Raw genomic sequence first — 23,877 nt, 5'->3', positions numbered from 1 at the left:
ATTTTCAACATGACTTCCGTTTCCCAACAATCTTCGCTCGGTGAACAATCGTCGGGCCACGCCGATCAGGCCTCGGGCGCCGCGCGCCTCGGAATGGGCCTTGTCGAATTCATCGTCACCATTGCGGTCATGACCGCGAGCATTGCGCTCGCGATCGACAGCATGCTGCCGGCTCTGCCAAGCATCGGCCAGACGCTCGACGTTGCCAACGCCAACGATACGCAACTCGTGATCGGCGTCTTCTTCCTGGGCTTCGGCCTCTCCCAGATATTCTTCGGGAGCCTCTCGGACGCCTTCGGGCGCCGGTCCGTTCTCCTTGGCGGCCTTGCGCTCTTCAGCCTGTCGATGTTCGCCGCCTCCTGGGTCGAAAGCATCGAGACGCTGCTTCTGCTCCGCTTCATCCAGGGGATCGGCGGTGCCGCAGTGCGCATCACGACCATGGCGATCGTCCGCGACTGTTTCGGCGGCCGCGACATGGCGCGCGTCATGTCCTACGTCATGATCGTCTTCATGATCGTGCCGATCGTCGCGCCGACACTTGGCCAGGTGGTGATCGCCTATGCCGACTGGCACTGGATCTTCATCCTGATCGGCGTCGTCGGCGCCGCCCTGTTTGTCTGGGCGCTGACACGGATGAAGGAGTCCCTGCCGAAGGAGGAACGTCTGCCGCTATCGGTGGGCGCGGTCCTTTCCGGATTCCGCACGGTGCTCACGAACCGCATCACCTGCGGCTACATGATCGGAATGACCCTGTTTACCGCCGTCATTTGCGCCTATGTGGTCAGCGTTCAGCAGGTCTTCGGCGAGGTCTACAACCTCAGCGACTGGATGCCGATCGCCTTTGCGGGCACTGCCGGCGGGATAGCGGTCGCGAACTTCGCCAACGGCTATTTCGTACGCAGTTTCGGCATGCGCCGCATCTCGCATGCCGCGATGATCCTCTTCACCCTCTTTGCTGCGATCGGTTACGTCCTGTCGCTCGCAGGCACTCCGGCCTTCGCCATCAGCTATCTCCTGTTTTCGCTATTGCTGATGTTCTTCGCCGTTATCGCCACCAACTTCACCGCCATCAGCCTCGAGCCGATGGGACATCTGGCGGGTACGGCAACCGCCGTCACGGGTTTCGTCTCCACCACCGGCGGTGCGCTGATCGGCGGTGCCGTCGGCCAGCTCTTCGACGGCACGCTGCAGCCGCTCTTCGGCGGCTACGCCTTATTCGGCCTGCTGACCATCCTGGCGACGCTCTGGGCGGAGAATGGAAAGCTGTTCACCCATCCGGGCGACAGCGATGCGACGCACGAACACGGCGGCGGACACCTTTAGAGCGCTTCCAGGAAAAATGTGAACGGTTTTCCGTCCGGATTGCATTGGGTCTAATGACAGAGGCCGCCCGGAAAGACCGGGCGGCCTCTGTCATGTAAAGGGTGGTCTTTTCCGATCAGACGGTGAAGACCTCCCGCCGCAACTCCTCCCAGCTATCCCTGTCGGTCGCCAGAAGCAGCCCGCCATTCGTATGCGCGGGCAGATAACGTGAGCCGTCGAAACGGGCCGCATAGGCGCCGGCTTCCTCGGCGATCAGGGTGCCGGCAAGGTGGTCCCACGGCATAAGCTTCTGATACATCAGGAAGTGCAGATGACCGCCGGCGAAGATGCGGTATTCATGCGCCGCGCAGCGATAGCTCGTGGCCATCCGGACCTTCGCCATATTGCCCATGACGATGCGGCGCTCGGCCTGCGCGTAGAACCCGGCCGATGCGACGCCCACCATGTTTTCGACGGTGACCCCGGCTGTGACCGACAGTCTCTCCTGCGTGCCGTCGGGCCGGCACATCCACGCGCCGGAGCCCCGCTCGGCGATGACCCAGTCGTTGCCGAGCGGATCGTAGATGATCCCGGCGACGGTCTCTCCCCCGGCGACGACGCTCGCCATCACACCGAAGAGCGGCAGGCCGGCCGCGAAGTTGAAGGTGCCGTCGATCGGATCGACGACGATGGCCAGATCGGCACCGGCGAGCTTGTCGAGGAGCGCCGGATCGGCGGCGACGGATTCCTCGCCGATGAACACGGCCCCCGGCGCAATCGCGTCGATATTCGCCTTGATCAGCCTCTCGGCGGCCTCGTCGCCTTCCGTCACCAGGTCGATCGCTTCCGACTTCATCCGCACATCGCCGGAGCCGAGATTGCGAAAGCGCGGAAGGATTTCCTTTACCGCCGCTTCCTGCAGCAGATTGGCAAGTGCGGCGATGTCGACGGAATGGCTCATTCTTTGGGCTCCGGAGAGAGGGATTGAAAGTCGAAAAGCTTTGGGTCGAGCAGATGCGAGGCGTTCACGTGTCCGAGCGCGCGCAGCATCGTGTCCTTGCGGCCCGGCATGCGCCGCTCGATATCCGCAAGCATCGCCTTCATCGCGTTGCGCTCGAGCCCGTCCTGCGAACCACAGAGGTCGCAGGGAATGATCGGGAACTCCATGGCCGCGGCGAATTTCGCAAGATCGTCTTCCGCTGCATAGGCAAGCGGCCGCAGGACCGTCAGATCGCCCTCGTCGTTGAGAAGCTTCGCCGGCATGGACGCCAGGCGCCCGCCATGGAAAAAGTTCATGAAGAAGGTCTCGAGGATGTCCTCCCGATGGTGGCCAAGCACCAATGCGTCGCAGCCCTCCTCCCGGGCGATGCGATAAAGATTGCCGCGCCGAAGCCGCGAACAGAGCGAACAATAGGTCGCGCCCGCCGGCACCTTCTCCTTCACGATCGAATAGGTGTCGCGGTATTCGATGCGGTGCTTGACGCCGATCGACCGGAGATAGTCGGGCAGGACATGCTTCGGAAAGTTCGGCTGCCCCTGATCCAGATTGCAGGCGACGAGTTCGACGGGAAGCAGACCCCGCCACTGCAGATCCATGAGCAGCGCCAGCAGGCTGTAGCTGTCCTTTCCACCCGACACCCCGACAAGCCAGCGCCTGGAGCCCTTGAGCATGCCGAAATCGTCGAGCGCCTGGCGCACCTGCCTGAGCAGGCGCTTGCGCAGCTTGTTGAAGGAGACGGAGGACGGCATGCGCGAAAAAAGCGGATGGGCCGCACCTTCGAAGGCGGCGTCACCGTCAATGACGCTGTCTGTCCCGTCCGGGGAGGATTGTGCGAGTTCCATGGCGGCAATCTCGGATTGTGCAGAGCGCAGGTTGCGCTCTGTTTTCTGAAGCAGCACTTGCCCCGTCCGGCCGGGAAGATCAAGAAAAAACGGGCGTGCGAGCCTTGGCCTCAACCAGTTTGCCCCTCACCCTAACCCTCTCCCCGCGCACGGGGAGAGGACGTGCCCGATGGTTCGCAGGCGGTCATGGTCATGGTGGCGAAGGTGGTGCCGCGAGTCCCCTTCTCCCCGCCTGCGGGGAGAAGGTCGCGGCAACCGGATGAGGGGCGGCTGCATTCCGCGTGCTTACGGCCCGAACACCGACCAACCCGTACGCGCTGCCAGCATTTCGAGCGCCAGCGACCCCAGCAGCGAATTGCCGTAATCGTTGAGTCCCGGCGACCAGACGGCAATGGATGCCTTGCCCGGCGCCACCGCCATGATGCCGCCGCCGACGCCGCTCTTCCCCGGCAGACCGACGCGGTAGGCAAAATCGCCGGAGCCGTCATAATGGCCGCAGGTGAGCATAAGTGCATTGATCCGCCGCGCGCGCTGGCGCGACACGACCGAATGCCCGGTCAGCGGGTTGGTGCCGCCGGCGGCTAGAAACAGCCCGGCCTTGGCGAGCTGGCTGCAGGTCATGGCGAGCGCGCAATGATGGAAATAGACGCCAAGCACGTGCTCGACCGGATGATCGAGCCGGCCGAAGGACCGCATGAAATTCGCAAGCGCGATGTTGCGGTATCCGGTCGCAGTCTCCGAGCGTGCGACTTCGTGGTCGATCACGATGTTCTCGTCATCCGCGAGGTAACGGACGAAGCGAACGATCTCGCCGATCAGTTCCTTCGGCGTGTGGCCGGCGAGAATGAGGTCGCTTATCCTGATCGCGCCGGCATTGATGAAGGGGTTGCGCGGCTTGCCACCCTCATGCTCGAGCTGGACGATCGAATTGAAGGCCGAGCCCGAAGGCTCTCGCCCCACCCGGTTCCATATGTTTTCGCCGTGCTTGCCCAGCGCCAGCGTGAGCGTGAACACCTTGGAGATGCTCTGAATGGAGAACGGCATCTCCGCATCGCCAACGCGATAGACCTCGCCACCCGTCGTGACGATCGCCATGCCGAAGTGACGGGCATCGACGCGTGCGAGCTGAGGGATATAGTCCGCGACCTTCCCTTCGCCGAGGCGCGGCGTCAGTTCCCGATAGATGTCGTCGATGATCGCCTGGAGGTCTTCTTGCGGTTTCGGCTCGCGCATACGGCACTTCTCACTTCGGAAGCGGTCTCGGTCAGGACACTCCGTCCTGCACCCGCGTCCAGCTTATGGGATTCGTCCGGCAACTTCGTACAAAAAAACCGCCCGTTTCCGGGCGGTTTTCCAAATTCTTTCAGGCGAAGCCCGATTAACGCGAATAGAATTCGACGACCAGGTGCGGCTCCATGACGACCGGGTACGGCACGTCGGAGAGAGCGGGAACGCGAACGAAGGTCGCGACCATCTTGTTGTGATCGGCTTCGATGTAATCAGGAACGTCGCGCTCGGCGAGCTGTACGGCTTCGAGAACCGTAACGAGCTGCTTGGACTTTTCCTTGACTTCGATGACGTCGCCCGGCTTGCAGCGGTAGGAACCGATGTTGACGCGAACGCCGTTGACCTTGACGTGGCCATGGTTGACGAACTGGCGCGCGGCGAAAACGGTCGGGACGAACTTGGCGCGGTAGACGATCGCGTCGAGGCGCGACTCGAGCAGGCCGACCAGGTTCTCCGGGGTGTCGCCCTTACGGCGCGATGCTTCGGCGAAGATCGCGCGGAACTGCTTTTCACGGATATCGCCGTAGTAGCCCTTCAGCTTCTGCTTGGCGCGCAGCTGCACGCCGAAGTCGGAAAGCTTGGACTTGCGGCGCTGGCCGTGCTGGCCCGGGCCATATTCGCGACGGTTCACCGGGGACTTCGGACGGCCCCAGATGTTTTCGCCCATACGGCGGTCAATTTTGTACTTGGACGATTCGCGCTTGCTCATCGCATTTCCTTTCAAGGTGTTACACCGGTTTGTTGCCAAACCGGATCAAGGAAACACGCCCTCCTCTGAACCCATTTTTGGGATTCTGACAGGCCTCTCACGATCGCTGCCGGAGAAACCACGGGACATGTCAAATGAAACCCCGGGCATCACTGCCCGGCGTTGAGCGGGTCTTTAAGCACTGGGCGGCGAATTGTCAACGGAATATGACAGGAACAATGGCAAATTCAGCCGTACTTCCGAATGCAATCTCACTCGGCGGCCGCGCGCGCTGAATCTCCCGTTTCAGGGGCATTGGCGTCGCCGGGCGCCGTTTCCTTGCCGAGATCGGGGAAAGCGACGATGCGTTTGCCGGAGAAATCCGCATGCACCACGACGAGCCCCTGCTCTTCGAAATAACCGAGCAATCGCCGTGCGCGACGGGCCGAATGCGTTCCGTAGGCACGGGCGATCATGGCGTCCGATGGGCACGGCAGCCCGCGCAGGGCCGCCTGTGCCAGCATCAGGAAAACCGCCTGCAGGTCTTCCGTCACCCGGTCGGCCAACCCAAGCGCCGAGGCCCAATCCTCGCTTGCCGCCGTCTCGGCATCGATGCCCGATCGGGCGACGGCCATCTTGCGGCGGAATGCGCTCAAGGAGAGTGCCGGTCCGGGGACGCGGCGAATGCGGCAGCGCACGAGAAAATCCTGGTAGAGCTCCGCATCGGGCCTGAACGCGGCCTCCGGATTAGCGACGATTTCGGCAAAGAGGCTGCCGATCAGCGCCTCCCTCTCCTCCGCCGAGATTTCCGGTTGCGCCGGCTTGGCTTCCACGGGCGCTGCGGGCTCGGGCCTTGGGCGCGACAGCTCCGCGAGAATATCGCTGGCGGGGCGCGGCTGCGGCGCTGTCCGGCGGACGACCGGGCGGGTGAATTCCTCCGGGTCGGGCGTGAAGATCAGATCCGCCACGTCCTGCGGCGCTTCGGGCAGCGGCATCAGCTTCGGGCTCATCGACCGTGCCGAGGTCTCGACCGAACCGATCGTCACCCTCAAGGGGCGACGGGAAAGCGCGGGACCGAGCGCCACGAAGGAGCCGCGCTTCAGGTCGCGAAACATCTCGGCCGTGCGCCGGTCCATGCCGAGCAGATCGGCGGCGCGCAGCATGTCGATGTCGAGGAAGGTGCGTCCCATCAGGAAGTTCGAGGCTTCGGCGGCAACGTTCTTGGCGAGCTTGGCGAGGCGCTGTGTGGCGATGACGCCGGCAAGGCCGCGCTTGCGGCCGCGGCACATGAGATTGGTCATTGCGCCGAGCGAAACCTTGCGTATTTCCTCCGAAACGTCGCCGCCGACCGACGGCGCGAACATCTGCGCCTCGTCGACGACCACCAGAACGGGATACCAATATTCCCGGTCCGCATCGAACATCGCATTCAGAAACACGCCGGCGCTGCGCATCTGCTGCTCGACATCCAGCCCTTCGAGAGAAAGCACGCAGGAAACGCGGTGCTGACGGATGCGGGTGGCGATGCCGATGAGCTCCGCATCGGTACGCTCCCCCTCGATCACCACATGGCCGAACTTGTCGGCAAGCGTGACGAAATCGCCTTCCGGATCGATGATGCACTGCTGCACCCAGGGTGCGGACTGTTCCAGCAGACGGCGGAGCAGATGCGACTTGCCGGAGCCGGAATTGCCCTGCACCAGAAGACGTGTCGCCAGAAGCTCTTCGATATCGAGCGAGGCCGAAGTCCCTTCGGACGTCGTTCCCATGTCGATGCCGACTTTCATCATTACCTCATCTTCGCGGATTGATTCGCAGCCACGCCTGGACCGCCAAAACGGGCAACACCTAGCATGGATCGTGCCCCCAAGCGCCGCCGAATATCGAAACCCACAGGGAATAATCGGGCGGCCCAGCAGCCGATCTAGATCCGTTCGCGCCGGTCCGCAGATACGGCATCCGCCATGACTCTCAGCCCGAAGCCCTGCATCAGCCGGCGCGTCGCGAAATCGGGCCTGCCTGACGTGAAGATCGCCGGGTCCTCGCCGTTCAATGGTTCGAACCCGTTCGGCAGCGGCACCAGGGAGCGCGCCCTCCTTGCGATCGCTTCGGCCGGATCCAGCCAGTCCACCGGCCAGGGCGCCAGCCGGCGGAAAACATTGGCCATGAAGGGATAGTGCGTGCAGGCCAGCACGACGATATCGGTTCTCTTTCCCTCCGCCTCCACGAAGCAAGGCGCAATCTCGGCGAGGACCGCCTCATCGGCCAATGCGTCGCCGCGAATATAGGCTTCCGCCATGCGCGCAAGGTTCTCCGAGCCGACAAGCCTGACGTGACATTGCGAGGCGAAGGACTGGATGAGATCGCGGGTGTAGGCGCGCTTCACGGTACCCGGCGTCGCAAGCACCGAAACGAGACCCGAACGGGTGCGCTCGGCCGCAGGCTTGATGGCCGGGACAGTGCCGACGAAGGTCATCTGCGGATAGGCGGCGCGCAGATCCGCGCCGACGAGCGTAAAGGCCGTGTTGCAGGCGATGATGCAGATTTCCGGATCAAGCTCGGCAAGCAGCCGACCGAAAAGAGCGATCACCCGCTCCTTCAGAGCGCCCTCCTCCCAGCCGCCATAGGGAAAACCGGCATCGTCTGCGACATAGATGAAATGCCGCTCCGGCATCAGCACGCGCGCCTCGCGCAGCACCGTCAGGCCACCGATCCCGCTGTCGAAGACCAGGATGGGCTTCAGCTCAGTCTTTGTCACCGCCGCCCTGTTCTTTTCTGCTGTGCCCGGGCGGTGCGGCGGAGCCACGCGGATTTTCCCGCGTGAAACGGTCGAGCGATGAAATGACGCCGCGCAGCACCTGGATTTCCGATTCGGTAAAGGATGGCCTGGTCAGAACCGCGCGCAGATTCTCGACCAATTTCGGCTTTTTGTCGGCGGAACGGAAATAGTTGCGCGCGTCGAGCGCCTCTTCCAGATGCTCGCAGAGCCCATGCAACTGCTCCTTCGTCGCCGGACGCTGCTGGCTCGCCTGGAAAGACGTCTCGTCCTCGGAGGTCATGCCGGTCTTCAGCCACTCATACGACATGAGCAGCACTGCCTGGGCGAGGTTCAGCGAAGCGAAGGCGGGATTGACCGGGAACGTCACGATCTCGTCGGCAAGCGCGACCTCGGCATTGGTCAGTCCGGTACGCTCGCGGCCGAAAATGATGCCGACCTTCTCACCCTCCTTGAACCGGTGGCGGAGTTCCCGGGCGGCGACGATCGGCGAGCGCACGGGTTTGAAGCCGTCGCGGTCGCGCGCGGTGGTCGCGTAGACGAAATTGAGATCGGCGAGCGCCTCTTCGAGCGTTTCGTAAAGCTTGGCGCCGTCGATGACGTGATCGGCACGGCTGGCGGCGGAGCGTGCCTTCTCGCTCGGCCAGCCGTCGCGGGGGCTGACGAGGCGCAGTTCGGACAGGCCGAAATTCGCCATGGCGCGCGCCACCATGCCGATATTCTCGCCGAGCTGGGGAAAGGCGAGAATGATCGCCGGACCTTCCGTCAAAAGTTCGCGCTCGCTGTTGGTGCCTGCCATCGCCTGTGTGCCTTCTGTTCGGCGCTTCCCTCGCATATATGGACGCGGATTTAAAGCCCGCGCTCCTCCCCGGCGGGCCGAACGCGCGGCGAATGAAGACGCTCGAGCGAAACGGCAACCATCTCCAGTCCAAGGCCGGCATCGTCGCGCGATACCGGCAGATGACGCTCGACCGGCGCAGCGACGCTGCGGGACCGATAGAAATAGTCCGCTCCGGTTTCGCGCACCTTGCTTGCGAGCTTCAGATTTTCCTCGATCTGCGCCGCGAAGTCGTTCGGGCTTTCCGGGTCTTGCGACATCTTACGCGCGACTATGCGCGCCCAATAGGTGCAGCCCATGAACACCGCCAGCGTCTGGCGCACGTGCCCCGGGCGGGTGACGAGCTGCCAGGAAACGCCGAGCGGTTTGGCGGCAGCGGCCAGTTCCCTGTAGGCGCGGTCGAGCGCCTGCGACCGGCTGACGAGATCAAGGCCGGACGTCCCCCTCCTTGCCTCCTCCAGCAACTCGGAGAGCTTGTCGCACCAGTTTCTGATCGCCGCATCGAGCGTCGTGCGGGTCTTCGTCGGAAACACGACGAAAGCCACCGCCGCGCCGGCGACGGAGCCGACGAGCGTCTCCTCGAGACGCAGTTCCAGGAGCTGCGGCGTCAAAACGCCGAGGAGGCTGTATGCGAGAGAGAGGACGACCGAGACGAAGAAAGTCATGGTCGCGTAGGAGACCGGGAGGAAATAGAAGGCCAGAAAGATGCAGGCCGCCCCCAGGGGCAGGACTATATAGACGGTCCCGCCGATCGCGCTTGCCGCCGCAAGTCCGACGACGATGCCCGCCAGTGTGCCGGCCGACCGTTGCAGGGCCTTCACTGCGGTGTCGCCGCGGGAGCGCGTATTGGTGAAGACGAGGAAGGCAGCGAGAACCGCCCAGAACCAGCGCTCGCGTGAAAGCATCAGGCCGAACACCATTGCGATGCCCGAGGCGAGGGTAATCTGGATAGCGCTTCGTAAAGCCGGGTTGGCGAGGCAAAAGCGAGCCGTTGCCGCCGGTGGCTCTGGAGATGGCGCCGGAGGCGGTTCATCGAGGTCCGCCGCCTCCAGGTCGGCCAGACTGCGGTTGAGGCGATCTCGAACCGTATGAAGCCAAAACAGAGCCCTGGCAGCCTCGAGCTGTTTGACGTTCGCCTCGCCCAGCGACTGCATTCCCCGTTCCATCTCGCCCGCATCATGCGCCAGAACCGCGTCGACAACAGCCGCAGGTGGCATTGCCTGAAGGCTGAGCACGATCACACTCTCGGCCGCAAGATGAATGTCGAAGAGCCCGATGGCGAGGTCCGCAGACACGTCCCCGGGTTCCGGCGCCGGGCGGCGGGTGTCCGTCGCAATGAAGCTCTCCGCCATCAACACGGCTTCCTTCAACCTCTCTTCCAGCGCATGCAGCCTGCGGCGATCGGCAGCCCTGAGAATGGGCCTGCGCGCAGCCGCCGCTATCCCATGAAGGATTTCATCCACCCTCTGCTGGACGCTCGCGATCGCCCGCAGGAGATCGCGGTAGCGGTCGTCCGGGAGAAGGACGGTCCGCACCAGATGCGCGATAGCCGCTGAAATCCCGGCGCCGAGAACGAGCGCCGGCAACTGGTCCAGCGAGGGGCGCAGATAGGCTCCGGTGAAATAGGACATGAAGGCGAACATGCCGATGGCGAACCAGCGCTGGCCGAAGGCGCGGCCATAGACGGCCACGAAGATGACTACGAGAAAAACGAGATCGGAAACGTGCCGGTAACCCTCCAGCGCCGAGGCGAGCGTGACCATCGCAACGCCGGTGACGACTGCCAGTATACGCGTGACCAGTTGTTCCGATGCCGTCCGGTCGCGAACCGCCAGACCGCCTTCGATCGAAAGGGTAATCGCAAGCCCGTAGGCGGCCGGCGGCAGCGGGGTGGCGATGAAATGGAAGGCGATCAGCAGAGCGACCGAGATCACCACGGTCGCCGTTATGCGGGACGCCTGCCGCAGCCTGGAAAAGGCCGGATCATTGGCCAGCAGCCAGTCCCGCAAGCGAAGCCTGAACGTCATGGCGCCTCCGCCTCTCCGCACGCCCGCAGCGTGCAGCGTTTCCGGGATGACGACGCGCACAAAACAGTTGAAGCATGCCGCCGCTCGATCTCTGAATAGCCTTTCCCGCCGTCTTTTCAAAGCTGTGAGGTGATCGGTTCCCGGTCTGAAGACCGGGCGCGAGGAGCCGATTCCGAGCCCGCCGCCTTGGCCCAAAGTTTCGGCCAAGCATGCTTTGCCTTGCCGGCTCACAGTGCTATAGGGCTCTGGATTTCTCCCACCGTCGGAATGCCGCGCGCGGTGTTCCGCAAGCTACGAGGCATATCAATGGCAAAGATCAAGGTCGCCAATCCGGTCGTCGAACTCGACGGCGACGAGATGACCCGCATCATCTGGCAGTTCATCAAGGACAAGCTGATCCACCCTTATCTCGACCTCGATCTCGAATATTACGACCTGGGCGTCGAAAACCGTGATGCAACTGACGACCAGGTGACGATCGACGCCGCAAACGCAATCAAGAAGCACGGCGTCGGCGTAAAATGCGCCACGATCACGCCGGACGAGGGTCGCGTCGAGGAGTTCAAGCTGAAGAAGATGTGGAAGTCGCCGAACGGCACGATCCGCAACATCCTCGGCGGCGTCATCTTCCGCGAGCCGATCATCTGCAAGAACGTGCCGCGCCTGGTCCCCGGCTGGACCAAGCCGATCATCGTCGGCCGCCACGCCTTCGGCGACCAGTACCGCGCGACCGATTTCAAGTTCCCGGGCAAGGGCAAGCTCTCGATCAAATTCGTCGGCGAAGACGGCCAGACGATCGAGCATGACGTTTACGACGCGCCGGGCGCCGGCGTGGCACTCGCCATGTACAACCTGGACGAATCGATCACCGAATTCGCCCGCGCCTCGTTCAACTACGGCCTGCAGCGCAAGGTTCCGGTCTATCTCTCGACCAAGAACACGATCCTGAAGGCCTATGACGGCCGCTTCAAAGACATCTTCCAGAAGGTGTTCGACGAGGAATTCGCCGCCCAGTTCAAGGCCGAGAAGCTCTGGTACGAACACCGCCTTATCGACGACATGGTCGCCTCGGCGCTGAAGTGGTCCGGCGGCTATGTCTGGGCCTGCAAGAACTACGACGGCGACGTGCAGTCCGACATCGTCGCGCAGGGCTTCGGCTCGCTCGGCCTGATGACCTCGGTGCTGATGACGCCGGACGGCAAGACGGTCGAGGCGGAAGCCGCCCACGGCACGGTGACGCGCCACTACCGCCAGCATCAGAAGGGCGAGGAAACCTCGACCAACTCGATCGCATCGATCTTCGCCTGGACCCGCGGCCTCGCCCACCGCGCCAAGCTCGACGGCAACGCCGAACTCGCGAAGTTCTCCGAGACCCTGGAGCGCGTCTGCGTGGATACGGTCGAGTCCGGCTTCATGACCAAGGATCTGGCACTTCTCATCGGTCCCGACCAGCCCTGGCTGTCGACCACCGGTTTCCTCGACAAGATCGACGAGAACCTCAGGAAGGCAATGGCGGCGTAATCAGCGTGATCTATCGCCAGATTTTGGAAACCCGGCCTGGCGCCGGGTTTCTTTTTGTCGTGGGAGCCGGCGGCGTTCCATCGTAACCGTCGTTCTCACCTTGCGCGCTACGACGGAAGCCGCCGTATCCAGTCGTCAAACCCTTGACGTCGGCTCTGCTGCACCGGCGAGGTGTCCCGTCGGTCGTCCGAATTCTGGTGCAGAAACTCTCTAGTCTCGCGTGCGGTCTCCCCGTACTGGTGCTTGAATGCCCGTGCGAAGTGATCGCCGCGCAAAAATCCAAACTCGGCAGCGATGTCGGAAATGCGACGCGTTTCGTTGGGATCCGACAGAACGGCTCTGATTCGCTCCAGCCGACGGCCCTGGATGTAGTGCAGCACGCCTCCTTCCTGTTCGAACAATCTGAAAAGCGTTCTGCGGGACACGCCGACGATATTGCAGATCGCATCGATGTTCAGCGCGCTGGAATTTAGATGACCTTCGATATAGCGCTTCGCGCGACGTAGCAGCACCAGTTCAAGACCGGGGCGCGCCGCTTCGACATTGGCAAGTGACGGAGCCAGGCAGGCAGCAAGCATTTGGCATGCGGCTCCTGCCAGAGCCGTCTCGTCCCCAGAGTGCAAGAACGGTAATCGCCGTGCCAGCATGTCCAGATATTCGGCCAGAAGCATGGCGTAGGGGCCAGTCGGAGCCGAACCGTGGAGGCCTCCCAGATTGGGGAGCCGGTCTTCTATCAGCGATCTCGGCAGGAACAGTGCAACGAGGTGACAGTCCGGTTCGTCGCTGATCAGTTCACAGGAAAGGTCGAGCACGGACACCTGACCCGCTCTTCCTTCAAACTCGCCTCTTGCCGTTTCAGCTCTCCAGCCACCCGTCCTATAAAGATTGAGGACAAAGTGATCCATGCCGTCCCGCCGCACGCGTGCGGACGATCTCACGTAGCGTTGCGCACCGAGAACCGCATCAGTCACGACCATGTCGCCCAATTGGAAAGCCTCGACGCTCGCCGTGAATGGCGCGTTTCCGTCTTGCGAACGCCGCTCGACGTCGAAGACGACGTTGATGCTCTCCCGCCAGACATCGAAATCCCGGCAGGAGAAATGGGTGCTCTCAATAGCCGAACCACTCATAGGAAATTCGTCCTACAGTTTCTTCAAGATTGGCACGCTCAGCCAAATTTTGGCACGGACGTGGTCTTGAGGATAGTGGGAGCGCGCATATCCTTCGACGCGAAATTCGATGGATGGGCAAGACCTAGAGTTTAGCGCCTCCATGGAGACCCCATGCCGAACCAGCTTGAACCCGTGCTTGCACTGAAACGCATCGATACCTGGGTTGCCCGCCACCACCCCGATCGCTTGCCCTTCGTGAGACCCGGCGCGGATTGCGGGACTGTCCAGCGGGTCGAGGCCAAATTCGGGAGAAGGTTACCTCCGGATATCCGACGCTTGTACGCAGCCCATGATGGACAGCCCGCAGGCAGCCCCGCCCTTTACCTCAATCAACGGTGGCTGCCGCTCGATCTTGTCATCATTGCCTGGGAAGACCTTTGCCTGCGATACGGGGGCGGGGTTTATCCCGCCTGCGGCGACGGCCGGCAATTTCTAGGTACCGTGGTTTGGTCTCCAAACTGGCTTCCGCTCTTCGGCAGCCCGCGCGGCGATCACTACTGTATCGATCTTCGTCCCGAACTTACCAACGGATACGGCCAGATCATCTGGTTTCTTTATGACGAAGCCGATCGCCCTGTGGTTGCTCAAAGCATCGCCGAGCTCCTTTCGCGGATTGCGAATGGGGTCAGCACCGGGCGATGGGCGTTGGACGACGGGTACGATGGGTTAAGTGATTGAACGAGTGCAACAGCGACGTCGATGTTTCCCGTATCCGGGGTTCCAGCCCGGAGGAGGCATCGTGAAGACCAAGTAAGGAGCCTTCGAGATGAAACACCTATTTGCTTTGACCACTGCCATCGGCCTGTCGCTTGCGCCGTTGAGCGCCGCCTTCGCAGATCAGTCGCGTTTCGACAGTATCGCCAATCTGCCGTTCGAAAAAAATCGGCCCACTTCGGAAACGGCTCAGACGCTGAAAGACGAGTTGTTGTTTCAGCGGGCCACGCAGACCTATCTTTGGGCATTGCCGCTCATCAACACGCTCGGCATGAAGGTCGGCGCGGAGGAGGCTTTCGGCACCGGCTACAACGTCATGCCGATCTGGACCAAACGTCTGGACGCAAAGACCCACGTCACCACGCCGAACTCGGACCTCATCTACGGCATGGCCTTTGTGGACCTGTCGAAAACCGGGCCGCTGGTTTTTGAATCGCCGGAGAAACTGCAGGGAATTCTGCTCGATTTCTGGCAACGACCCATCCCGGAAGACAGCGGCAAATTTGCAGGCGACGTCGGTCTGCCGGGGCCCGATGGCGGCAAAGGCGGCAAGTTCCTGCTGCTTCCGCCAGGATACAAGGGCGACGTGCCCGAAGGCTATTATGTCTACCGCTCGGGGACGAACAGCGTCTTCATTTTCCTTCGCTCGTTCTACCAGTCGCTGGACAATATCGAGCCGGCCGTCGAGGTGATGAAAAAATCGAAAATCTATCCGCTCGGGCAAGAGCAGACGGCGAAACCGATGGAGTTTCCGGACGCATCGGGCCGTTCACTCAATATGCTTCCCCGCGCCGATGTGAGCGCCTTCGAACACATCAAGAATCTCCTGGATGCAGAGGGGGCTGTTCTGGCGGATCCCGACTGGCTGGGCATGCTGAAAAGTATCGGCATTGCCGCCAACCAGCCATTCTCGCCGGACGAGAAAACGCGCGCGATCCTCGATGCTGCCGCCAAGACCGGCTACAAGATGAGCCGCGTGACCGGCTTTGAAAAGGGTATCGGCGGCGCGGATTTCCGGGTTTACGAGGATCGGCGCTGGCTCAATCCCATCAACAATCTGAGCGGGCGCTGGCCGAATGCAGGAATCGACCTGAGCTTCCTTGTAAGCAACGGAAACTACAGGGAACTGGACGCCCGCGCCTGGTTCTTTACCGACTACTACTCGATCAGCCCCGGCATGGTGTCGATGACACCCGGCAAGGGCGCGTTCTACATGATCGCTTTCGAGGACGCTGACGGCGATCCGCTCGATGGCGAGCACAGCTACAAGGTCAATCTGCCGAAGGACATTCCGGCAGAACTCTTCTGGTCCGTGACGCTTTACGAGGCGGAGAACGCATCCGGCCTCGATAACGGCCAGCCTTTCCCCTCGCTCGGCAAACTCAACAAGCCGGCGCAGAACGAAGATGGCAGTACCGACATCTACATTGGTCCGAAAGCACCGGCGGGCAAGGAGGGCAACTGGCTGGCAACGGTGTCGGGGCGAGGCTTCTTCGCGATCCTTCGCCTCTATGCTCCGGCCGAAGCGGCGATCGATGGCACCTGGAAGCCCGGGGACGTGGAAAAGGTTGAATAGGTCATCGACCCCGACAAGCGCACCCGTGAATCCCGAACCCTCGATGGAGGCTGCAATGAGAAGATTTGCCCGCACGACCCTGGCTGCCGCCCTGCTTTATAGCGTGGCAGGCATTGGCGCTCATGCTCAGGAAACGCCCGACGAACTCGATACCCGCATCGGCAAACTGACATTCGAGAGCGGCTACCCCTCGAAGGAAACCGTGGCCAAGCTTTACGACGAAATGGATTTCCAGCGAGCGTCGCAAGCTTACCTGTGGGGCATTCCTGCCGTCGGCCTCAACGAATGGCGAAAGGCCCATTTCAACGTCTTCAAGGCCAAGAACGGTGAAATGCTTTCCTATCTCGATTTTGCCGAGAAGCTTGGCATTTTGACGCCGAACTACACCACGCCTTACATCGCGACGTTCATCGATCTCAAAGAATCCGGGCCGATGGTCGTGGTTGTACCGCCGGGGCTGATTGCAGGCATGGTGCTTGACCAGTGGCAGCGCGTCATGGCCGATCTAGGCGTGGTCGGCCCGGATGGGCAAGGGCGGAAAGTATCTGATCCTCCCGCCCGGATACGGCCCGGTGGAGGCCGAGGGATACTTTGTCATCCAATCCACGAGCCGGGACGTGCTGGCGGGGTTCCGCCTGCTCGACGCCGACAAGGAAAAGGCAATTGCCGAACTCATCCCGCAGATCAAGACCTACACTTGGACGCTTGACGGAACTGGCGAGCCGATGCCCGTGCGCGCTGCGGGAGACGTCAAGTGGACCCAAATGCCGCCCCATGGAATGGCCTATTGGGACAGCCTGAACGAGGTCATTCAACGAGAACCCGTCGAAGAGCGTGATCGCTTCATGATGGCGCAGTTGAAGTTCCTCGGCATTGAAAAAGGGAAACCCTATCAACCCGACGAACGCCAGAAGAAGATTCTTCAGGACGGCGCGATCGTCGGCGAAGCCATGGCCAAGGCAAATACGACAGACAAGCGCGTCGAACCGCCCTTCTGGGAGGGCACGAACTGGAAACATGCGCTTGTGGTTGCGACCGACCAGAAGGCCAACACCTATGACCAGCTCGATGAGCGTGCTGCCTGGTTCTACGAAGCGGTCGTGATCTCCAAGGCAATGCTCACCCAAACTCCGGGCGTCGGCCAGCGGTACATAGCCTCCTACAAGGATGCAGACGGCGCATGGCTCTCGGGCGAGAACAACTATCGGCTTCATGTCCCTGCCGATCCGCCGGCCAAGGGCTTCTGGTCTGTGACGGCCTACGACGAGTCGACCCGGCAGATGCCAGTCACCGAACAGGGACGGCCGGACATCTCGTCGCGAAAAGAAGACATAGTGAAAAACGAAGATGGATCGATTGACGTATATTTCGGTCCCACTGCACCGAAAGGTCACGAGGCGAACTGGGTGCAGACAAATGCCGACAAGGGATGGTTCGCGTATTTCCGGTTCTACGGACCGACCGAGCCCTTCTTCGATAAATCCTGGTCGTTGCCGGATATCGAGAAGGTCAAATAGTTCGATGGTGACCTGAGTGGTCGGCGACTCTGGCTCGGTGACCACCCAGGTCCAGCGCGGCAGGCGCTGGACACCATCCGGACCGAACGGGTGCCATGAAAAAGGGCGCCGCAGCGCCCTCCGGAAGTTCAGCGCGCCCCCGGCTTAACCGGCGAGCGCGCCCGCAACAGCCTCGATCGCTTCTGCTGCACGTCCGCCGTCCGGGCCGCCCGCCTGGGCCATGTCGGGGCGTCCGCCACCGCCCTTGCCGCCAAGTGCCGCCGAAGCGACGCGCACCAGATCGACGGCGCTGACCTTCGAGGTGAGGTCGTCGGTGACGGCCACGACGGCGCTTGCCTTGCCGTCGCCGCTGACGCCGACGAAGGCGACGACGCCCGAACCGAGCGACTTCTTGCCGTCGTCCGCAAGGCTCTTCAGATCCTTCGGCTCGACCCCGGATACCACCCTGCCGAGGAAACGGACGCCGCCGATGTCGCGGGCGGCATCCCCGGAACCGTTCTGGCCGTCGCCCGCAAGCGCGAGCTTCTTCTTCGCCTCTGTAAGCTCCCGCTCCAGTTTGCGCCGCTCGTCCAGGAGAGCCTCGACCCGACCTAAAACATCCGCAGGCTGGACCTTGAGTGCGGCGGCGAGTGTCTTCACCCGTTCGTCCTGTTCACCGAGATAGGCGCGCGCCGCCTCACCGGTCAGCGCTTCCACCCGGCGGACACCCGCTCCGACCGCGCTCTCCGAGACGACGCGGACGAGGCCGATATCGCCCGTGGCGGACACATGCGTGCCGCCGCAGAGCTCGACCGAATAGGGCTTGCCGGCCTTGGAGCCGCGAAGGCCCTGCCCCATGGACACGACCCGCACCTCGTCGCCGTACTTCTCGCCGAAGAGCGCCATGGCGCCCTCGGCGATCGCATCGTCGACGCTCATCAGCCGTGTGACGACCGGCGTATTCTGGACGATGATCTCGTTTGCCATCTCCTCGACGATCTTCAGCTCCTCGGCCGTCATCGGCTTCGGATGCGAGACGTCGAAGCGCAAGCGCTCAGGCGCGACGAGCGAGCCCTTCTGGGCAACATGGGTGCCGAGGACCTCGCGCAGCGCCTCGTGCAGCAGGTGCGTCGCGGAATGGTTGGCGCGCAGGCGCGCACGGCGCGCATGGTCGACCGTCAAGGCGGCCGCCTCGCCGGTCTTCACGCTGCCTTCCTCCACGGTGCAATAGTGGACGAAGAGCCCTTCGCCACGCTTCTGCGTGTCGGTCACCGTAAGCTTGCCGGTCTCGGTGGTGATAACGCCGGTGTCGCCCACCTGCCCGCCGGATTCGCCGTAGAAAGGCGTCTGGTTCAAAACCAGCTGGACGTTCTCGCCCTTGGCAGCGGAGTCGACGACGGCACCGTCCTTGACGATTGCCAGGATGACCCCTTCGGCCGACTCGGTGTCGTAGCCGAGGAAGTCGGTCGCGCCGTGCTTATCCCTGAGCTCGAACCAGATGGTCTCGGTCGCGGCTTCGCCGGAACCGGCCCAATTGGCACGGGCCTCGGCCTTCTGCCGTTGCATGGCCGCCGTAAATGCGTCCGTATCGACCCCAATGCCCTTGGCGCGCAGCGCGTCCTGGGTGAGGTCGAGCGGGAAACCATAGGTGTCGTAGAGCTTGAAGGCCGTCTCGCCGTTGAACTGGTCGCCTTCGGAAAGATCGGCCGAAGCCTCCGCCAGAAGGTTGAGGCCGCGCTCCAGGGTCTTGCGGAAGCGGGTTTCCTCCAGCTTCAGCGTTTCCGAGATCAGCGCTTCGGCGCGGACGAGTTCCGGATAGGCCCGGCCCATCTGGCCCACGAGCGCCGGCAGCAGCTTCCACATCAGCGGATCGCGCGCGCCGAGCAGCTGTGCGTGGCGCATGGCGCGGCGCATGATTCGGCGCAGCACGTAACCGCGGCCTTCGTTCGACGGTAGAACCCCGTCGGCGATCAGGAAGGCCGAGGAACGCAGATGGTCGGCGATCACGCGATGGCTCGCGCGCCGGTCCCCTTCGGCCTTGACGCCGGTCGCCTCTTCGGAAGCAGCGATCAAGGCGCGGAAAAGGTCGATGTCATAATTGTCGTGCTGGCCCTGGAGCACGGCGGCGACGCGCTCCAGCCCCATGCCCGTGTCGATCGAGGGCCGCGGCAGGTCGACGCGCTCTTCCTTGGTGATCTGCTCGTACTGCATGAAGACGAGGTTCCAGATCTCGATGAAGCGATCGCCGTCTTCCTCGGCCGAGCCGGGAGGTCCGCCCCAGATATGGTCGCCGTGATCGTAGAATATTTCCGAGCACGGACCGCATGGACCGGTATCTCCCATGGCCCAGAAGTTATCGCTCGTCGCAATGCGGATGATGCGGTCGTCGCTCAGGCCGGCGATCTTCTTCCAGAGGCCGAAGGCTTCGTCGTCGGTATGGTACACCGTGACGAGCAGACGCTTGGCATCGAGCCCGTATTCCTTCGTGATCAGGTTCCAGGCAAGCTCGATCGCGCGCTCCTTGAAATAGTCGCCGAAGGAGAAATTGCCGAGCATCTCGAAGAAGGTGTGGTGCCGGGCGGTGTAGCCGACATTGTCGAGGTCGTTATGCTTGCCGCCGGCGCGCACGCATTTCTGCGCCGTCGCCGCGGTCGAATAGGGTCGCTGCTCGAGGCCGGTGAACACATTCTTGAACTGCACCATGCCCGCATTGGTGAACATCAATGTCGGGTCGTTGCGCGGCACGAGGGGGCTGGACGACACGATCTCGTGACCGTTCTTGCGGAAATAGTCGAGGAACATCGACCGGATTTCATTCACGCCGCTCATCTTGCGTCCTATCTGTGTACACTCCGGCGGCAGCCCGATCTCTCCAGGCTGCCAGCCGCACTCTTCACCCCCGCGCATAAAGCGCGTCGCGTTCAATCAAGTCACGCTTTCCGCCGGCCGAGCCGTCGGAACCACAGGCTTTTATCGTCCGCATATCATGCTGTCCAGCGGGCAGCAAAAAACCGGCCGCGGGTGGCGACGGCCGGTTTTGCATGCTTCAACGAGACGGCTGCAGCCGATTACATATCGGCGGCTTCGTCGCCGTCGCTTTCCGGCCCGCCATTCTCCAGGAACCGGTCGGCGATGAGACCGGCATTCTGCCGCAGAGCCGTCTCGATTTCGCGCAACAGTTCGGGATTCTCCCGCAGGAAGAGCTTGGCGTTTTCCCGTCCCTGGCCGAGACGCTGGCTGTTATAGGAGAACCAGGCGCCCGATTTCTCGACGATGCCCGCCTTGACGCCGAGATCGATCAATTCGCCGGTCTTCGAAACGCCTTCGCCATACATGATGTCGAACTCGACCTGCTTGAAGGGCGGTGCCATCTTGTTCTTGACGACCTTGACGCGGGTCTGGTTGCCGACGACTTCCTCGCGCTCCTTGACCGAACCGATGCGGCGAATGTCGAGGCGCACCGAAGCGTAGAACTTGAGCGCATTGCCGCCCGTCGTCGTTTCCGGCGAGCCGAACATCACGCCGATCTTCATGCGGATCTGGTTGATGAAGATCACCATGCAGTTCGACTTGGAGATCGATGCCGTAAGCTTGCGCAGCGCCTGGCTCATGAGGCGCGCCTGCATGCCCGGCAGACTATCGCCCATCTCGCCCTCGATTTCGGCGCGCGGCACGAGTGCGGCCACCGAATCGATGACGAGAATGTCGATCGCACCCGAGCGGACCAGCGTATCGGTGATTTCCAGCGCCTGCTCGCCCGTATCAGGCTGCGAAATCAGGAGATTTTCGAGATCGACCCCGAGCTTTCGCGCATAGACCGGATCGAGTGCATGCTCGGCATCGACGAAGCCGCAGATGCCGCCCTTCTTCTGTGCCTCGGCAATGGTCTGCAGCGCCAACGTCGTCTTGCCCGAGCTTTCCGGACCATAGATCTCGATGATGCGGCCCTTCGGCAGGCCGCCGATGCCGAGCGCGATATCGAGGCCGAGCGAACCGGTGGAGACGGTTTCGATCTCAACTACGCTGTCCTTCGCTCCGAGCTTCATGATCGATCCCTTGCCGAACGAACGTTCGATCTGGGAAAGAGCCGCTTCAAGTGCCTTACTTTTGTCCACCGATTTGTCCTCTACGAGCCGCAAAGAATTTTGTGCCATTGGTCCACCTTTAGGTTATTGGAGCTATCGAGGCAATGAAGCCGCCGCAAGCCTTTTTGTACATGTTTTGTTCCAACTTGGCAATGGCACGTCAAGTATTTGAAAACGCTTGCCATATTTCATCACGTTCGATTCTTGTTCACGCCTTTCATCCACTGTATCCACAGGCAGCGCGTCAACGCATGCCGGCTTTGACGCGCCGCCCCGATTCGCTCGTGATTCACGATGGATCAAATCCGGACAAAGCCCTAAAAGGTAGTCCGAAACGATAGATCGGAATGCCGGCGGAAGAGAGACTTCGCCACCTTTTCTCCGCCCTTCATCGAGGACCAGATGCAAGCACAGGTGAAGTCGCAGAACATTGCCGTTTTCGGCGGCGCTCATATCGACAGGCGCGGCCGGATCAGCGGCGCGACGGCACCGGGCGCGAGCAATCCGGGCGCTTGGTTCGAGGAAGCCGGGGGCGGCGGCTTCAATGCCGCGAGAAATCTCGCGCGCCTCGGCCATCGCGTGACGATGATCAGCCCGCGGGGCGGCGATCCCGCCGGCGACACGGTAGCGGCCGCTGCGGAAGCTGCCGGTGTGATCGATCGCCCCTTCACCTTTCTCGATCGCAAGACGCCGAGCTATACGGCAATCCTCGAAAACGACGGCAACCTCGTCATCGCGCTCGCGGACATGGACCTCTATACTCTGTTTACGCCGCGCCGGCTGCAGCAGCGGGCGACGCGCGAGATCTTGGCTGCGAGCGAACTCGTGCTGATGGACGCCAATCTGCCGCAGGAGACCTTGGCGGCCCTCGTCGGCACCGCTGCGAAGTTCTGCCCGCTACGTGCCGGTATCGCCGTTTCGCCTGCAAAGGTGGTCCGCTACCGCGACTGCCTCGACGGGCTCGATTTCCTGTTCATGAACGAGGCGGAAGCGCGCGCGCTTACCGGAACCGAGGCCGCGACCGCCGAGGAATGGCCGTTGCTGCTGCGCTCCGCCGGCCTTTCCGGCGGTGTCGTGACGCGCGGAGGCCGGGCCGCGGTCGCTTTTGATCTTGAGGGTGCCTGCGTCGCTACGCCGCCGGCTCTTTCAGCACTTGCCGACGTCACCGGCGCCGACGACGCGCTCGCCTCGGGCTTTCTCGCCGCCCGGCTTGCAGGTGCGGATCTTTCCGCCTGCCTTCGCTTCGGCATGGCGGCCGCCGTCATAACGCTGCATTCGCCATTCGCGGCTTCCGACGAGATGTCGCAAGACATGCTGGAGCAGGTTCTGCAGCTTGTGCCGGAAACGGAAATGCTGTCATGAGATTTGGCGGCTGAATTGGGAGCCGCGCGGCACGGAATGCGAGCGGTACTTCCGCATCCTCCGCTCCAGGCACCGGAATCGATCAGGCATCCCCGAGCAATTTTGCCGTCGAGGATGTCATCAATCAAGGAAACGATCATGACCAAACCCTCCTCCCCGTCCCTGCCGATGGAATATTCAGATGAAGTCGCAGCCGCCAAGCAACGAGGTGCGCCGATCGTCGCGCTGGAATCCACGATCATCACGCATGGCATGCCCTATCCCGGCAACCTCGACATGGCCCGCAGCGTCGAGGCGATCATCCGTGAACAGGGTGCCGTGCCCGCAACCATCGCCGTGATCCACGGGGTCCTGCATATCGGTCTGGACGATGCCAAACTGGAGGCTTTGTCGAAGACGCAGGGCGCCATGAAACTGTCGCGCGCCGATCTCGCCTTTGCGATCGCCGAACGCCGCACCGGCGCCACGACCGTTGCCGCAACGATGATCGCCGCCGCCCGCGCCGGCATCCGGGTTTTCGCGACCGGCGGCATCGGCGGCGTTCACCGCGGGGCGGAACAGAGCTTCGACATATCGGCGGATCTCGACGAACTCGCACGTACCGGCGTCATCGTCGTCTGCGCCGGCGCCAAGGCCATTCTGGACATTCCCAAGACGCTGGAAGTGCTCGAAACGCGCGGTGTCCCTGTCGTGACCTATGACAGCGAGAACTTCCCCGCCTTCTGGTCGCGTGAATCCGGCCTCAAGAGCCCGCTGATGCTGAACAGCCCGGCGGCGATCGCCAGTTTCCAGCGGACGCGCGAGCTGCTCGGAATCGACGGCGGAATGCTTGTCGCCAATCCGGTGCCGGAAGAAAGCGAAATCCCGCGCGAGGAGATGGAGATCTACATCACCCGCGCGCTGGACAATGCGGCGAGCGAGGGGATTTCCGGCAAGGCGGTCACCCCGTATCTGCTCGACAACCTCTTCCGTTTGACGGACGGGCGCAGCCTCGAAACCAATATCGCGCTGGTCGAGAACAATGCACGCCTTGCCGCCGGGATCGCCGTCGCTCTCGCTGCTAACGACTGACGCAACGGTAAGGCAAATGGGGCCTTTCGGCCCACTTCCCCCCTCATCCGCCTGCCGGCACCTTCTCCCCGCAGTCGGGGCGAAGGGGATCCGCTGCGCCGCCGCTTGTCCCCTTCTCCC

17 protein-coding genes and 1 pseudogene are annotated in these 23,877 nt (G+C 62.5%); 7 read left to right on the top strand and 11 right to left on the bottom strand.

Going from position 1 to position 23,877, the window contains the following annotated elements:
- The first annotated feature begins 9 nt into the window (after positions 1 to 9).
- Positions 10 to 1,323 carry a multidrug effflux MFS transporter gene (locus M1D43_RS04180; protein WP_013844494.1) on the top strand — a complete coding sequence of 438 codons (1,314 nt, stop codon included), beginning with the start codon at positions 10 to 12 and terminating at the stop codon, positions 1,321 to 1,323.
- Between the two features lie 115 nt (positions 1,324 to 1,438).
- Here M1D43_RS04180 and M1D43_RS04175 read toward each other — a convergent pair whose 3' ends face one another.
- From M1D43_RS04175 to M1D43_RS04140, 8 genes are all read right to left on the bottom strand, one after another.
- On the bottom strand, positions 1,439 to 2,263 hold the full coding sequence (locus M1D43_RS04175; protein WP_003531372.1) for an inositol monophosphatase family protein: 825 nt from the start codon (positions 2,261 to 2,263) through the stop codon (positions 1,439 to 1,441).
- Positions 2,260 to 3,144 (bottom strand): tRNA 2-thiocytidine(32) synthetase TtcA, encoded by an 885-nt coding sequence (gene ttcA / locus M1D43_RS04170; protein ID WP_340086682.1) that lies wholly within the window; start codon positions 3,142 to 3,144, stop codon positions 2,260 to 2,262. The genes M1D43_RS04175 and ttcA overlap by 4 nt, the downstream gene beginning before the upstream one ends.
- Before the next feature lie 285 nt (positions 3,145 to 3,429).
- Positions 3,430 to 4,377 carry a glutaminase gene (locus M1D43_RS04165; RefSeq protein WP_010969466.1) on the bottom strand — a complete coding sequence of 316 codons (948 nt, stop codon included), beginning with the start codon at positions 4,375 to 4,377 and terminating at the stop codon, positions 3,430 to 3,432.
- A gap of 145 nt (positions 4,378 to 4,522) precedes the next feature.
- Entirely contained in the window at positions 4,523 to 5,140 is a 618-nt protein-coding gene (gene rpsD / locus M1D43_RS04160; RefSeq protein WP_003533017.1) for a 30S ribosomal protein S4, read from the bottom strand.
- Between the two features lie 251 nt (positions 5,141 to 5,391).
- Positions 5,392 to 6,906: an ATP-binding protein gene (locus M1D43_RS04155; protein WP_127541529.1), complete on the bottom strand. Its 1,515-nt coding sequence runs from the start codon at positions 6,904 to 6,906 to the stop codon at positions 5,392 to 5,394.
- A 137-nt stretch (positions 6,907 to 7,043) separates the two neighbouring features.
- Positions 7,044 to 7,877, bottom strand: a complete 834-nt coding sequence (gene murI, locus M1D43_RS04150) for a glutamate racemase (protein ID WP_015007614.1) — start codon at positions 7,875 to 7,877, stop codon at positions 7,044 to 7,046.
- Positions 7,864 to 8,694 (bottom strand): RNA methyltransferase, encoded by an 831-nt coding sequence (locus M1D43_RS04145; RefSeq protein ID WP_010969469.1) that lies wholly within the window; start codon positions 8,692 to 8,694, stop codon positions 7,864 to 7,866. Before M1D43_RS04145 ends, murI begins: the two co-directional genes overlap by 14 nt.
- 50 nt (positions 8,695 to 8,744) lie before the next feature.
- Positions 8,745 to 10,760 (bottom strand): FUSC family protein, encoded by a 2,016-nt coding sequence (locus M1D43_RS04140; protein WP_153314902.1) that lies wholly within the window; start codon positions 10,758 to 10,760, stop codon positions 8,745 to 8,747.
- Positions 10,761 to 11,066: 306 nt separating this feature from the next.
- Here M1D43_RS04140 and M1D43_RS04135 point away from each other — a divergent pair, with 306 nt between their 5' ends.
- Positions 11,067 to 12,281, top strand: coding sequence for an NADP-dependent isocitrate dehydrogenase (locus M1D43_RS04135; protein WP_010969471.1), 1,215 nt, complete (start codon positions 11,067 to 11,069; stop codon positions 12,279 to 12,281).
- 107 nt (positions 12,282 to 12,388) lie between these two features.
- On the opposite strand, the gene M1D43_RS04130 is transcribed toward M1D43_RS04135, so the two are convergent.
- Complete coding sequence (locus M1D43_RS04130; RefSeq protein WP_153314900.1) at positions 12,389 to 13,411, bottom strand: helix-turn-helix domain-containing protein; 1,023 nt, start codon at positions 13,409 to 13,411, stop codon at positions 12,389 to 12,391.
- A gap of 153 nt (positions 13,412 to 13,564) precedes the next feature.
- Between M1D43_RS04130 and M1D43_RS04125 the strand changes: the two genes are divergently transcribed.
- From M1D43_RS04125 to M1D43_RS04115, 3 genes and pseudogenes are all read left to right on the top strand, one after another.
- A complete protein-coding gene (locus M1D43_RS04125) occupies positions 13,565 to 14,131 on the top strand; it encodes an SMI1/KNR4 family protein (RefSeq protein WP_153314898.1) in 567 nt (188 codons plus the stop codon).
- 88 nt (positions 14,132 to 14,219) lie between these two features.
- Complete coding sequence (locus tag M1D43_RS04120) at positions 14,220 to 15,743, top strand: DUF1254 domain-containing protein (protein ID WP_153314896.1); 1,524 nt, start codon at positions 14,220 to 14,222, stop codon at positions 15,741 to 15,743.
- Positions 15,744 to 15,798: 55 nt separating this feature from the next.
- Positions 15,799 to 17,260 (top strand): annotated as a pseudogene (locus M1D43_RS04115) (DUF1254 domain-containing protein).
- Positions 17,261 to 17,404: 144 nt separating this feature from the next.
- Here M1D43_RS04115 and alaS read toward each other — a convergent pair.
- Positions 17,405 to 20,068 (bottom strand): alanine--tRNA ligase, encoded by a 2,664-nt coding sequence (gene alaS, locus M1D43_RS04110; RefSeq protein ID WP_127541536.1) that lies wholly within the window; start codon positions 20,066 to 20,068, stop codon positions 17,405 to 17,407.
- Positions 20,069 to 20,307: 239 nt separating this feature from the next.
- The gene (gene recA, locus M1D43_RS04105; protein WP_010969478.1) at positions 20,308 to 21,393 is read right to left on the bottom strand and encodes a recombinase RecA; all 1,086 of its coding nucleotides are present in this window, start codon (positions 21,391 to 21,393) and stop codon (positions 20,308 to 20,310) included.
- A gap of 333 nt (positions 21,394 to 21,726) precedes the next feature.
- On the opposite strand from recA, the gene M1D43_RS04100 reads away from it, so the two are divergent.
- Together M1D43_RS04100 and M1D43_RS04095 are read left to right on the top strand one after the other, a co-directional pair.
- A complete protein-coding gene (locus M1D43_RS04100; RefSeq protein WP_153314894.1) occupies positions 21,727 to 22,686 on the top strand; it encodes a carbohydrate kinase family protein in 960 nt (319 codons plus the stop codon).
- Between the two features lie 138 nt (positions 22,687 to 22,824).
- Complete coding sequence (locus tag M1D43_RS04095; protein ID WP_015007623.1) at positions 22,825 to 23,757, top strand: pseudouridine-5'-phosphate glycosidase; 933 nt, start codon at positions 22,825 to 22,827, stop codon at positions 23,755 to 23,757.
- Positions 23,758 to 23,877: the final 120 nt, after the last annotated feature.

Source organism: Ensifer sp. R1-3, assembly GCF_056739175.1.
This window is presented reverse-complemented; position numbering and strand designations above follow the sequence as displayed.

Coding starts and splice junctions, on each gene's coding strand:
- ttcA (WP_340086682.1), bottom strand. CDS start 3,144: ATGGAACTCGCACAATCCTCCCCGGACGGGACAGACAGCGTCATTGAC.
- rpsD (WP_003533017.1), bottom strand. CDS start 5,140: ATGAGCAAGCGCGAATCGTCCAAGTACAAAATTGACCGCCGTATGGGC.
- M1D43_RS04125 (WP_153314898.1), top strand. CDS start 13,565: ATGCCGAACCAGCTTGAACCCGTGCTTGCACTGAAACGCATCGATACC.
- M1D43_RS04130 (WP_153314900.1), bottom strand. CDS start 13,411: ATGAGTGGTTCGGCTATTGAGAGCACCCATTTCTCCTGCCGGGATTTC.
- M1D43_RS04120 (WP_153314896.1), top strand. CDS start 14,220: ATGAAACACCTATTTGCTTTGACCACTGCCATCGGCCTGTCGCTTGCG.
- M1D43_RS04175 (WP_003531372.1), bottom strand. CDS start 2,263: ATGAGCCATTCCGTCGACATCGCCGCACTTGCCAATCTGCTGCAGGAA.
- M1D43_RS04140 (WP_153314902.1), bottom strand. CDS start 10,760: ATGACGTTCAGGCTTCGCTTGCGGGACTGGCTGCTGGCCAATGATCCG.
- M1D43_RS04155 (WP_127541529.1), bottom strand. CDS start 6,906: ATGAAAGTCGGCATCGACATGGGAACGACGTCCGAAGGGACTTCGGCC.
- M1D43_RS04180 (WP_013844494.1), top strand. CDS start 10: ATGACTTCCGTTTCCCAACAATCTTCGCTCGGTGAACAATCGTCGGGC.
- M1D43_RS04100 (WP_153314894.1), top strand. CDS start 21,727: ATGCAAGCACAGGTGAAGTCGCAGAACATTGCCGTTTTCGGCGGCGCT.
- M1D43_RS04095 (WP_015007623.1), top strand. CDS start 22,825: ATGACCAAACCCTCCTCCCCGTCCCTGCCGATGGAATATTCAGATGAA.
- recA (WP_010969478.1), bottom strand. CDS start 21,393: ATGGCACAAAATTCTTTGCGGCTCGTAGAGGACAAATCGGTGGACAAA.
- alaS (WP_127541536.1), bottom strand. CDS start 20,068: ATGAGCGGCGTGAATGAAATCCGGTCGATGTTCCTCGACTATTTCCGC.
- M1D43_RS04135 (WP_010969471.1), top strand. CDS start 11,067: ATGGCAAAGATCAAGGTCGCCAATCCGGTCGTCGAACTCGACGGCGAC.
- M1D43_RS04165 (WP_010969466.1), bottom strand. CDS start 4,377: ATGCGCGAGCCGAAACCGCAAGAAGACCTCCAGGCGATCATCGACGAC.
- M1D43_RS04145 (WP_010969469.1), bottom strand. CDS start 8,694: ATGGCAGGCACCAACAGCGAGCGCGAACTTTTGACGGAAGGTCCGGCG.